Annotated in this window: 14 protein-coding genes; 11 read left to right on the forward strand and 3 right to left on the reverse strand. The window is 59.8% G+C overall.

Annotation, left to right across the window (positions count from 1 at the left end):
• The first annotated feature begins 31 nt into the window (after positions 1–31).
• From folC to hisP, 9 genes are all read left to right on the forward strand, one after another.
• Entirely contained in the window at positions 32–1,297 is a 1,266-nt protein-coding gene (folC, locus tag FO014_RS17585) for a bifunctional tetrahydrofolate synthase/dihydrofolate synthase (protein WP_160030456.1), read from the forward strand.
• Complete coding sequence (dedD, locus tag FO014_RS17590; RefSeq protein ID WP_160030457.1) at positions 1,298–1,984, forward strand: cell division protein DedD; 687 nt, start codon at positions 1,298–1,300, stop codon at positions 1,982–1,984.
• A gap of 246 nt (positions 1,985–2,230) precedes the next feature.
• Positions 2,231–2,731 (forward strand): colicin V production protein, encoded by a 501-nt coding sequence (gene cvpA, locus FO014_RS17595; protein WP_015673187.1) that lies wholly within the window; start codon positions 2,231–2,233, stop codon positions 2,729–2,731.
• Between the two features lie 27 nt (positions 2,732–2,758).
• A complete protein-coding gene (gene purF / locus FO014_RS17600) occupies positions 2,759–4,276 on the forward strand; it encodes an amidophosphoribosyltransferase (RefSeq protein ID WP_160030458.1) in 1,518 nt (505 codons plus the stop codon).
• 125 nt (positions 4,277–4,401) lie between these two features.
• Positions 4,402–4,974, forward strand: a complete 573-nt coding sequence (locus tag FO014_RS17605; RefSeq protein WP_111736714.1) for a UbiX family flavin prenyltransferase — start codon at positions 4,402–4,404, stop codon at positions 4,972–4,974.
• 312 nt (positions 4,975–5,286) lie between these two features.
• Positions 5,287–6,069 (forward strand): lysine/arginine/ornithine ABC transporter substrate-binding protein, encoded by a 783-nt coding sequence (locus tag FO014_RS17610; protein WP_160030459.1) that lies wholly within the window; start codon positions 5,287–5,289, stop codon positions 6,067–6,069.
• 103 nt (positions 6,070–6,172) lie between these two features.
• Positions 6,173–6,859 carry a histidine ABC transporter permease HisQ gene (locus FO014_RS17615; RefSeq protein ID WP_160030460.1) on the forward strand — a complete coding sequence of 229 codons (687 nt, stop codon included), beginning with the start codon at positions 6,173–6,175 and terminating at the stop codon, positions 6,857–6,859.
• On the forward strand, positions 6,856–7,563 hold the full coding sequence (locus tag FO014_RS17620; protein WP_160030461.1) for an ABC transporter permease: 708 nt from the start codon (positions 6,856–6,858) through the stop codon (positions 7,561–7,563). The genes FO014_RS17615 and FO014_RS17620 overlap by 4 nt, the downstream gene beginning before the upstream one ends.
• Before the next feature lie 16 nt (positions 7,564–7,579).
• On the forward strand, positions 7,580–8,353 hold the full coding sequence (hisP, locus tag FO014_RS17625; protein WP_160030462.1) for a histidine ABC transporter ATP-binding protein HisP: 774 nt from the start codon (positions 7,580–7,582) through the stop codon (positions 8,351–8,353).
• A gap of 19 nt (positions 8,354–8,372) precedes the next feature.
• Here hisP and FO014_RS17630 read toward each other — a convergent pair whose 3' ends face one another.
• From FO014_RS17630 to yfcG, 3 genes are all read right to left on the reverse strand, one after another.
• Entirely contained in the window at positions 8,373–9,278 is a 906-nt protein-coding gene (locus FO014_RS17630) for a TIGR01777 family oxidoreductase (protein ID WP_160030463.1), read from the reverse strand.
• A 36-nt stretch (positions 9,279–9,314) separates the two neighbouring features.
• Complete coding sequence (gene folX, locus FO014_RS17635; protein ID WP_105231950.1) at positions 9,315–9,689, reverse strand: dihydroneopterin triphosphate 2'-epimerase; 375 nt, start codon at positions 9,687–9,689, stop codon at positions 9,315–9,317.
• Positions 9,690–9,809: 120 nt separating this feature from the next.
• Complete coding sequence (gene yfcG, locus FO014_RS17640; protein ID WP_160030464.1) at positions 9,810–10,439, reverse strand: GSH-dependent disulfide bond oxidoreductase; 630 nt, start codon at positions 10,437–10,439, stop codon at positions 9,810–9,812.
• A gap of 264 nt (positions 10,440–10,703) precedes the next feature.
• On the opposite strand from yfcG, the gene yfcE reads away from it, so the two are divergent.
• Both yfcE and yfcD read left to right on the forward strand, forming a co-directional pair.
• Entirely contained in the window at positions 10,704–11,255 is a 552-nt protein-coding gene (gene yfcE / locus FO014_RS17645) for a phosphodiesterase (RefSeq protein ID WP_111736715.1), read from the forward strand.
• An 88-nt stretch (positions 11,256–11,343) separates the two neighbouring features.
• The gene (yfcD, locus tag FO014_RS17650) at positions 11,344–11,919 is read left to right on the forward strand and encodes an NUDIX hydrolase YfcD (RefSeq protein WP_105231947.1); all 576 of its coding nucleotides are present in this window, start codon (positions 11,344–11,346) and stop codon (positions 11,917–11,919) included.
• The last annotated feature ends 1 nt before the right edge of the window (position 11,920 follow it).

Raw genomic sequence — 11,920 nt, forward strand, 5'->3', positions numbered from 1 at the left:
ATTAATGAACCCAAGTTCAGTGATGGGACTCATGCAAAACCACCAAATTCCTCAAGCCACGTCGCCATTGAGCTCGTGGCTTTACTATCTGGAACGTCTGCACAGCCAGGCGATCGAACTCGGCCTGGAACGCGTGCAAAGCGTTGCAGCGCATCTTGATCTTCTAACTCCGGCCCCGACGGTGTTCACCGTTGCCGGCACCAACGGCAAAGGCACCACCTGCCGCACGCTGGAGGCCATTTTGCTGGCGGCCGGCCTGCGCGTCGGCGTTTACAGCTCGCCGCATCTGGTGCGCTATACCGAACGGGTGCGTATTCAGGGGGAAGAGCTGAGCGAAGCGGAGCACTGCCGCTCGTTTGCCGCCATTGAAGCCGGGCGCGGTGATACTTCCCTGACCTATTTTGAGTTCGGCACGCTGTCGGCTCTGCAGCTGTTCCGTCAGGCCAGGCTGGACGTGGTGATCCTGGAGGTCGGCCTTGGCGGGCGGCTGGATGCCACCAATATCGTCAACCCGGACGTTGCGGTGGTCACCAGCATTGCGCTCGACCACACCGACTGGCTGGGCGACGATCGCGACAGCATCGGTCGGGAAAAAGCCGGCATTTTCCGCGGCGGCAAGCCGGCGGTGGTCGGCGAGCCAGATATGCCGGATTCGATCCGTCAGGTGGCGGAAACGCTGGGGGCGCAGCTGTATCGCCGAGGCGATGCCTGGACGTTCAGCGAGCAGGGCGAGCGCTGGCAGTGGCGCAGTGAAGGCACCACGCTGAGCGACCTGCCGAGGCCCAACGTGCCGCTGGCCAACGCCGCCACGGCGCTGGCGGCGTTACACTATTCCGCGTTGGAAATTGACGAACGCGCCATCTTCGCCGGTCTGCAGCAGGCGACGCTGCCGGGGCGTTTCCAGACCGTGCAGCAGGCACCGCGGCTGATCCTCGACGTCGCGCATAACCCACACGCCGCCGGCTATCTGGCCGAGCGGCTGGCGCAGCTGCCGCACGATGGCGGCAAGGTGCGCGCGGTGGTCGGCATGCTGGCGGACAAAGATATTGCCGGTACGCTGGCTTGCCTGCTGCCGCAGGTGGATGAATGGTACTGCGCGCCGCTGGACGGGCCGCGCGGCGCCAGCGTAGAGCAGCTGGCGCAGCATCTGCCGCAGCCGCGCTCTTTCACCGATGTTGAAAGCGCCTGGCGACAGGCGATGCAGGATGCGGATAATCAGGATATTGTGATCGTCTGTGGATCGTTCCACACCGTCGCGCAGGTCATGGCGGCGTTAGACGAGATGCGGGGAGAGTGAGTGGCAAGTAAATTTCAGAACCGACTGGTCGGTACCGTAGTGTTAGTGGCCCTGGGGGTGATTATCCTGCCAGGTCTGCTGGACGGTAAGAAAAAACATTATGAGGACGAATTCGCCGCGATCCCACTGGTGCCGAAGCCGGGCGATGCGCGGGAAAACGACGCCATTCCGCCGGTGAGCCAGCCGCTGCCGTCGCAGCCGCCGGCGGGCACCGGGGCGTTGATGGAGCAGCAGGCGGCCAACGAGGCGGCGACGCAGCAGGCGGTGACTCAGCCGCAGCAGAACACCGCGCCGCCGCCGGCGGTGACGACGCCTTCGCCAGCGCCGCAGCCAAAACCGATTGAAACCAAACCTGCGCCGCCGCCGAAGCCGAAACCGGAAGTGAAGCCGCAGCCGAAGCCGGAGGTGAAACCGCAGCCGAAACCGACTGAGAAAGCGCCGTCCGGTCAGGCCTACGTGGTGCAGTTGGGGGCGCTGAAAAACGCCGCCAAGGTTAACGAGATCGTCGCGTCGCTGCGTCTGTCCGGCTATCGCGCCTTTACCGTGCCGTCTACGCCGGTGCAGGGGCAGATCACCCGTATTTACGTCGGTCCGGACGCCTCGAAGCAGAAGCTGCAGTCTTCGCTGTCGGCGCTCAATTCGCTCAGCGGGTTGAACGGGCAGGTGAAGCCGTACAGCGCGCGTTAACCCCGTTCTTCTGCCGCGTTTGCAAGGCGGGGCAGAAGAATCAGCTATGTAGGCGCGGCGATTGAGAATTTTTTTATCGCCGCTTTTTATTTGTAAATTGCGAGGGAAATCCCCTACGCAAACGTTTTCTTTTTCTGTTAGAATTCGCCGCGCATGGGAAATACCCCAGTGCATTCGGGCTGTGGCCGCTGTGCGACAGCCGGAAGGATGAGGGGACGTGCGGGGCATTTCATTATTGGAATGGTCATGGTCTGGATTGATTACGTCATTATTGCGGTAATTGGATTTTCGGCTCTGGTAAGCCTGATCCGAGGGTTTGTTCGCGAAGCATTGTCACTTGTGACATGGGGATGTGCGTTTTTTGTCGCCAGCCATTTTTATTCTTACCTCGCCGTTTACTTCACCCGTTTTGACGATGAACTGGTGCGAAACGGCATCGCGATTGCGATTTTATTTATCGCGACCCTGATCGTGGGGGCGATAGTGAACTACGTGATCAGTTCGCTGGTCGAAAAGACCGGGCTGTCGGGAACCGATCGGGTGCTGGGCATCTGCTTCGGCGCATTGCGCGGCGTATTGATTGTCGCCGCGATATTGTTCTTCCTCGACAGTTTTACCGGCTTCTCGCAAAGTGAAGACTGGAAGCAGTCGCAGCTGATTCCCCAGTTCAGCTACATCATCAGGTGGTTCTTTGACTACCTGCAGAGCACGTCGAGTTTCTTACCGTCCCACTTACCGGGGCGGTAGCGGCTTAGGCTTAGAGGAAAAGACAACATGTGCGGTATTGTCGGTATCGCCGGTTTTATGCCGGTAAACCAGTCGATTTATGATGCGTTGACGGTGCTGCAGCACCGTGGCCAGGATGCCGCCGGCATCGTCACCATCGATGCCCATAACGGCTTCCGTTTGCGTAAGGCGAACGGTCTGGTGAAGGATGTTTTTGAAGCACGGCATATGCAGCGCCTGCAGGGCAATATGGGGATCGGCCATGTGCGTTACCCTACGGCCGGCAGCTCCAGCGCCTCAGAGGCCCAGCCTTTTTACGTGAACTCACCGTTCGGCATTACGCTGGCTCACAACGGTAACCTGACCAACGCGCATGAACTGCGGCAGCAGCTGTTTGAAAGCGGCCGTCGTCATATCAACACCACCTCCGATTCCGAAATTCTGCTTAACGTGCTGGCGGCCGAGCTGGATCGTTTCCCGCACTATCCGTTGGAATCCGACAATATCTTTACCGCCGTGGCGGCGGTGCATCAGCAACTGCGCGGCGCTTACGCCTGCGTGGCGATGATCATCGGCCACGGTCTGGTGGCGTTCCGCGACCCTAACGGCATCCGTCCGCTGGTGATCGGCAAACGCGCGCTGGAGGATGGCCGCAACGAGTATATGGTGGCCTCCGAAAGCGTGGCGCTGGATACGCTGGGCTTTGAGTTCCTGCGCGACGTGGCGCCGGGTGAAGCGGTGTACGTGACGGAAAAGGGCCAGCTGTTTACCCGTCAGTGTGCGGAAAACCCGAAAAACAACCCGTGCCTGTTTGAATATGTCTACTTCGCCCGTCCTGACTCCTTTATGGACAAGATCTCGGTATACAGTGCGCGCGTGCGCATGGGCCAGAAGCTGGGCGAGAAGATCGCGCGCGAGTGGGAAGATCTGGACATTGACGTGGTGATCCCGATCCCGGAAACCTCCTGCGATATTGCGCTGGAAATTGCGCGTATTCTGGATAAACCGTACCGCCAGGGTTTTGTGAAAAACCGCTACGTCGGCCGCACCTTTATCATGCCGGGCCAACAGGCGCGCCGTCAGTCGGTACGCCGCAAGCTGAACGCCAACCGCGCGGAGTTCCGCGACAAGAACGTGCTGCTGGTGGATGACTCCATCGTGCGCGGCACCACCTCTGAGCAGATCGTCGAGATGGCGCGCGACGCCGGCGCCAAGCGCGTCTATCTGGCCTCCGCCGCGCCGGAAGTCCGTTTTCCGAACGTCTACGGCATCGATATGCCAAGCGCCAATGAGCTGATCGCCCATGGCCGAGAGGTGGATGAGATCCGACAGATCATCGGCGCTGACGGGCTGATTTTCCAGGGTCTGAACGATCTTATCGACGCGGTGCGCGAGGAAAACCCGGATATTGCTCAGTTCGAATGTTCGGTATTCGACGGCATTTACGTCACCAAAGACGTCGATCAGGGTTATCTGGAGTACCTGGAGTCGCTGCGTAACGATGACGCCAAAGCGCTGCGCGGCCAGGCCGAGGCAGAAAACCTGGAAATCCATAACGAAGGCTAAATCAGTCTCGCCATACCGATGCGCCGTGCACCGCCGCGGCGCATCGTTCCCGCCTGAACCTTGCTTATCCGCCGTGATTACGGCAAAGTTGCTCCGACCCTTAGAATTTTTGGCAGAGACCCTTCATGAAACGACTCATCATCGGCATTTCCGGCGCCAGCGGCGCTATCTACGGCGTGCGCCTGCTGCAGGTGCTGCGCGACGTGGCGGAGGTGGAAACCCATTTGGTGATGAGCAACGCCGCCCGGCAGACGCTGGCGCTGGAAACCGCGTTCAGCCTGCGTGAAGTGCAGGCGCTGGCCGATGTGGTGCACGACTCGCGCGATATCGCCGCCAGCATCTCTTCCGGCTCCTTCAAAACGCTGGGCATGGTGATTTTGCCCTGTTCGATCAAGACGCTGTCCGGTATCGTCAACAGCTACAGCGACGGCCTGCTGACGCGCGCCGCCGACGTGGTGCTGAAAGAGCAGCGGCGTCTGGTGCTGTGCGTGCGTGAAACGCCGCTGCACCTGGGGCATCTGCGTCTGATGACCCAGGCGGCGGAGATGGGCGCGCTGCTGATGCCGCCGGTGCCGGCCTTCTATCACCGGCCGACCAGCGTGGAAGACATTATCGATCAGACGGTTAACCGCGTGATTGACCAGTTTGACATTGAACTGCCCCAGGATTTATTCACCCGCTGGCAAGGCGCAAATTAACAAGCATACCCCCAAATTTGCACATTTGTGCAACAACGCACTGTATTGATGCGCGGCCCGCACCATAATGGGGCCGTTTCACCACGCTCGCTGTTTCATGGTATGGGCATCCTGTCGTTGCCCGTGGCGCGGTCCGAACGGCCGGTTTCATTTTGCGGTTCTCGTCCAGGAAACAGTTTTGCGCAGGGCGGAGCCGTTCCCTCCGCGGCCTGACGCATGCAATGTGGCACGATTACTGCAAATTGATATTGATTCGGTGGGGCACGCTTCCCGCAAGGCATCAAAAAAATAAAATCAATTTGAGGGTAATGTATGAAAAAGCTGGTTAAGGTTCTTCCGCTGGTTATGGCCTTGGCTGCGGCGAACGGCGCATTGGCCGCCATCCCGTCGACGCTGAAGATCGGCACCGATCCGACCTATGCACCATTTGAATCCAAAGATGCCAACGGCGAGCTGGTCGGTTTTGATATCGATCTGGCCAAAGAGTTATGCAAACGCATCAACACCCAATGTACCTTCGTTGAAAGCGATTTCGACGCGCTGATCCCATCGCTGAAAGCTAAAAAAATTGATGCCATCATTTCATCGCTGTCGATTACCGAGAAACGTCAGCAGGAAATCGCCTTTACCGACAAGCTGTTTGCCGCCAACGCCCGCCTGATCGCGCCGAAAGGTTCGAAGCTGCTGCCGACGGTGGAGTCCCTGCGCGGCAAGAGCGTCGGGGTGCTGCAGGGCACCACGCAGGAAGCCTATGCCAACGCCTACTGGCAGCCGAAAGGGGTGACCGTGGTGCCGTATCAGAACCAGGATCTGGTATACGCCGATCTGGCCTCCGGCCGTATTGACGCCGCCTTCCAGGATGAGGTGGCGGGCAGCGACGGCTTCCTGAAGCAGCCGCCGGGCAAAGATTACGCGTTTGCCGGCGAATCGGTGAAGGATGACAAATTCTTCGGCGTCGGCACCGGCATGGGGCTGCGCAAGGCGGATACCGAGCTGAAGGCGGCGCTGGATAAGGCCTTTGCTGAAATGCGCAAAGACGGCACCTACGATAAGTTTGCGAAAAAATACTTCGATTTTGACGTCTACGGCGGCTGACCGCCCGTTCGCCTGCCGGTAGCCGTGGCGGCGCAGCGTGCTGCGCCCGCCCGCGGCTGTCCGGCGGGGATTGCTTACGCCTACTGACGACAGGATGAAGTACATGCTGCAAGGTTATTCCCAACTGATATTTGAGGGCGCGCTGGTGACGCTGGAGCTGGCGCTCAGTTCCGTCCTGCTGGCGGTGGCGATTGGCCTGATCGGCGCCGGCGGCAAACTCTCCAAAAACCGTCTGCTGGCCTCGCTGTTCGGCGCCTATACCACGCTGATCCGCGGCGTGCCCGATCTGGTGCTGATGCTGCTGATCTTCTACGGCCTGCAGATCGTCTTAAACAGCCTGACCGAGGCGCTGGGTATGGCGCAGATCGATATCGATCCGCTGACGGCGGGCATTATTACGCTGGGCTTTATTTACGGCGCCTACTTTACCGAAACCTTCCGCGGCGCCTATCTGGCGGTGCCGCGCGGGCAGATTGAGGCGGCGACCGCCTATGGCTTCAACGGCGGGCAGACGTTTCGCCGCATTCTGTTTCCGGCGATGATGCGTTTTGCTCTGCCGGGGATTGGCAATAACTGGCAGGTGGTGCTGAAGGCGACGGCGCTGGTGTCGATCCTCGGTCTGAATGACGTGGTGAAGGCGACCCAACTGGCGGGCAAGGGTACCTATCAACCCTTCTTTTACGCGCTGGTGGCCGGCGCGGTGTATCTGCTGTTTACCACCGTCTCCAACGGCGTCCTGCTGTGGCTCGAACGGCGTTACTCATTAGGCGTCAAGAGGGCCGAGCTATGATGGAGATCCTGCAACAGTATTGGCAGTCGCTGCTGTGGAGCGACGGCTACCGTTTTACCGGCGTGGCGGTGACGCTGTGGCTGCTGATAAGTTCGGTGGTGATGGGCGGGCTGCTGTCGATTCCGATGGCGGTGGCGCGCGTCTCTTCCCGGCGCTGGCTGCGCTTCCCGGTGTGGCTGTATACCTATGTCTTTCGCGGCACGCCGCTGTATGTGCAGCTGCTGGTGTTTTACTCCGGCATGTACAGCCTGGAGATGGTGCGCGGCAGTGAATTGCTCAATGCCTTTTTCCGCAGCGGGCTGAACTGCACCATTCTGGCGCTGACGCTGAATACCTGCGCCTACACTACCGAGATTTTCGCCGGCTCGATCCGCGCGGTGCCGCACGGAGAAATTGAAGCGGCCAACGCCTACGGCTTTTCGCGCTTCAAACTGTACCGCTGCATTATTCTGCCTTCGGCGCTGCGCACCGCGCTGCCGGCCTACAGCAATGAAGTGATTCTGATGCTGCACTCCACCGCGCTGGCGTTTACCGCCACCGTGCCGGACCTGCTGAAAGTGGCCCGCGATATCAACGCGGCGACCTATCAGCCGTTTTACGCGTTCGGCATCGCCGCGGTGCTGTATCTGGCGATTTCCTACACGTTGATCAGCCTGTTCCGCAAGGCGGAAAAACGCTGGATGGCGCACGTGACTCACCGATAAAAAACGGAAGAACATCATGTCTGAGATTAAATTAGCCGTCAGCGATCTGCACAAGCGCTATGGCGACCATGAGGTGCTGAAGGGCGTATCGCTGGCGGCCAACGCCGGCGACGTGATCAGCATCATCGGCTCTTCCGGCTCCGGCAAGAGCACCTTTCTGCGCTGCATCAACTTTCTGGAGCAGCCCTGCGCCGGCAGTATCAGCCTGAACAATGAAGATATCCGCATGGTGCGCGATAAAGACGGCCAGCTGCAGGTGGCGGATAAAAAACAGCTGCAGCTGCTGCGCACCCGGCTGACGATGGTGTTTCAGCACTTTAACCTGTGGAGCCATATGACGGTGCTGGAAAACGTGATGGAGGCGCCGGTGCAGGTGCTGGGGCTGGGTAAACAGGAGGCGCAGCAGCGTGCGGAGCGCTATCTGGACAAGGTCGGCATCGATCAGCGGGCGCGCGCCAAGTATCCGGTGCATCTCTCCGGCGGCCAGCAGCAGCGCGTTTCCATCGCCCGTGCGCTGGCGATGGAGCCGGAGGTGCTGCTGTTTGACGAACCAACGTCGGCGCTGGATCCGGAGCTGGTGGGCGAGGTGCTGCGCATCATGCAGCAGCTGGCGGAAGAGGGGAAAACCATGGTGGTGGTGACGCATGAAATGGAGTTTGCCCGCCACGTCTCCAATCAGGTGATTTTCCTGCACCAGGGGCTGATTGAAGAACAGGGGCCGCCGGCGCAGCTGTTCGATAACCCGCAAAGCCCGCGCCTGCGGCAGTTTCTGTCAGGAGCGCTGAAGTAATCCCACAGCGGCGCGGCGGCTAGGCCGGCGGCTGAATCACCGATGCCAGCGCCTGCTCCAGGTCGACATACCGGAAGCGGAAGCCGGCATCTTCCAGCCGCTTGGGCACCGCGTGCTGGCCGCCCAGCACCAGCACCGCCGCTTCGCCCATCATCAGCCTGATCGCCCAGGCCGGCATGCGCAGCCAGGCCGGACGCCCCAGCGTTTTGGCCAGCAGGGCGGCAAACTGTTCATTATGCGCCGGATAGGGGGCGACCATATTGAACGGGCCGCTCAGAGTGGGGGTGTCGAGCAGAAACAGAATGCCGCTGACCATATCGTCAAGATGAATCCACGGCAGATACTGCCGGCCGTTGCCGATCGGGCCGCCAAGTCCCAGGCGGAAAGGCGGCAGCATCTTCGCCAGCGCACCGCCGTGCGGGGCCAGCACCACGCCGGTGCGCAGCAGGCACACCCGCGTGCCGTTACTTTGCGCCCGCAGCGCCAGCGCTTCCCAACGCTGACAGAGCCGGTGAGTGAATTCGTCGTGCGGCGCTTCCTCTTCGGTCACCACCGCCTGATCCTGATCGCCGTAGTAACCCACCGCAGAACCGGAAATCAGCACCGCCGGCGGCCGTTCGCTGACGTGGATCAGCGCCGCCAGCCGTTCGGTCAGGTCCCAGCGGCTGTGGCACAGCCGCGCCTTCTGCGCTTTGCTCCAACGTTTATCGGCGATTGGTTCACCGGCCAGATTAATGACCGCGTCAATGCCGTCGAGGGACGGCTTATCCTGCAGCGAGGGCCAGTAGTCGACGCGTTCGCCGAACAGGCCGCGTGCGCGCGTCACGTCGCGGGTCAGCACGCTCACCGAGTGGGAAAGGGCCAGCAGACGCTGCGTCAGGCGGCGGCCGATAAGCCCGGTCGCGCCGGTAATCAGGATGTGCATGGTGGATACTCCCCCTGGCGGCCCTGCCTGGCGCGTTTACCTTTCCCGGCGATAGCTCATGGTCATCGACACCGAATCGGCGTAGCGCAGGGCCAGTAGTTTATCGATCTCTACCTCAGCATAGGTCACCCACGGATGTTGTTTCACGATATCGAGCACATCCTGGGTTAATTTTTCCAGCAGCGCGAAGCGGTTATCTTCCACGTGACGGATGATGGCCTTGGTGATGGTGCGGTAGTTGAGCGCGTCGGCGATATCTTCGCTGTTGCGCGCCTGGTCGGCCGGGTAGTGGATCTCGACGTTGATCAGTACATCTTGCCGGTTGTTAATCTCTTCTTCCTTGATCCCGATAAACGTGCGCAGCCGCAGGTTTTTTATGCGAATGACGGCGTCGGGTTGGCTAAATGACATCAGCGGTTCTCCATATAATCTGATTATTTGCGTCCAGAATACACGGAAAGTAGGGAAATGATAACGCCGTGGGGGGAAACTCTGCCGGCTGCGGCAGGAAACCGCGCCGGCAGGGGAAGATTACGCCGGTTCGGCCAGCTTGTAGGCGCGTTCGGTGGCCGGACGGTTGCTGATGCGTTCGAACCAGTTGCGTACCGCCGGGAAGTCGGCCAGATCGATGCGCTGGCGCGGATGAGAGGCGACCCACGGATAGGTGGCGATATCGGCAATGCTGTAGTTGTCGCCGCCGAGATACGGGTGTTTCTGCAGTTCGGCTTCCAGCACGCCGTACAGGCGTTTGGTTTCCAGATGATAACGCTCGATGGCGTAAGGCACCGGCTGCGGCGCGTAATGGTTGAAGTGGTGATTTTGCCCGAGCATCGGCCCGAAACCGGCAACCTGCCAGAACAGCCACTGCAGAGTGGCGGCGCGTTCACGCAGGCCCTTGCTCAGCAGTTTGCCGGTCTTCTCCGCCAGGTACAGCAGAATTTCGCCGGATTCAAACAGGGAAATGGGGTCGCCGCCGTCTACCGGCTGCTGATCGACAATGGCGGGAATTTTATTGTTCGGGGAAATCGCCAAAAATTCGGGGTTGAACTGTTCGCCGGCGCTGATATTGATGGGATGCAGGCGGTAGGGTAAGCCCACTTCTTCCAGAAACAGCGTGATCTTGTGACCATTGGGAGTAGGGGCGTAATACAGGTCAATCATACTCTAATACTCCTTGTAAAACATCATGATAAGATGAAGCATGAACCAGTCGGCAGCGTGTGAGCCATGAGATCATTCTTATACTGTTGCGCCGGTTTGTCCATTAAACCCGGCGGCGCGTCAGCGTCGATCGCAGACGACCCGCAGTCCAGCTTAGACGATCATCGCCATTTTCGGAAATTGGCTGCCCCTGTTGGCGCGTGTTTTTTTAACCGTCTGTTCTACGCTAAAATAGCGCCTGTTTCGCAGAAAGGAGGAAAGGGGATGAAACTGATGTTTGCCTCGGACCTGCACGGTTCGCTGCCGGCGACGGCCAGGGTGCTGGAGCTGTTTGCACAACAGGGCGCCGACTGGCTGATTTTGCTGGGCGATTTGCTGAATCACGGCCCGCGCAACGCGCTGCCGGACGGTTACCAGCCGGCGCAGGTTGCCGAACAATTGAATCGCTATGCGCACAAGATCATCGCCGTTCGGGGCAATTGCGACAGCGAGGTCGATCAGATGCTGCTGTCTTTCCCGATGGATGCGCCTTGGCAACAGGTGCTATGGCAAAAAAGACGATTGTTTTTAACCCACGGTCACCTTTATCATCCCTCCGCACTGCCGCCGTTATCGGCCGGGGACGTGCTGGCTTACGGCCATACGCACCTGCCGCAGGCACAGCGCTGCGGGGAGATTTATTGCTTTAATCCGGGGTCGGTCAGTTTGCCCAAAGGCGGCTTCCCGGCCAGCTACGGCATGCTGGAGGACCAGACTTTGCGCGTGGTCACGCTGTACGGCGGCGAGGTTGTTGCAGAGGCGGCATTAACGCACTAATTTATACACACAATAAGAATCATTGAATACGGCTAATTGGTCAACCAGCGCGCGATGACCCTCGCGCCAAAATAGAAGGTTTTATAGGATGGCGGAACAGGATCAGGCTGCAGCGAGCGAGTGGGTTGATATCGTCAACGAGCAAAATGAGGTGATTGCTCAATCCAGTCGTCAACAGATGCGTGCGGAACGGCTACGTCATCGTGCGACCTATATTGTGGTGCATGATGGGATGGGGAAAATACTGGTTCAGCGCCGTACCGATTCCAAGGATATCTATCCGGGACGGCTGGATGCGACTGCCGGCGGCGTGGTGCAAAGCGGCGAGAACGTGCTGGACTCCGCACGCCGTGAAGCGGAGGAAGAGCTGGGGATTGCCGGCGTGCCGTTCGCCGAGCACGGCCAGTTCTATTTTGAAGAGGAGCAGTGCCGCGTCTGGGGCGCGCTGTTCAGCTGCGTATCACACGGGCCGTTTGCGCTGCAGGAAGAAGAGGTGGTGGAGGTGACCTGGCTGACGCCGGAAGAGATCACCGCGCGCTGCGACGACTTTACACCGGATTCGCTGAAAGCGCTGTCGCTGTGGCTGACACGCAACAACGAACAGGATTACGGCAAGCCGCTGGCGCGGGCGGAAAAGCCGGAGGACGGCGCGGAAAACGCCTGAT

The organism is Serratia rhizosphaerae (assembly GCF_009817885.1).
Classification (GTDB): Bacteria; Pseudomonadota; Gammaproteobacteria; order Enterobacterales; family Enterobacteriaceae; genus Serratia_B; species Serratia_B rhizosphaerae.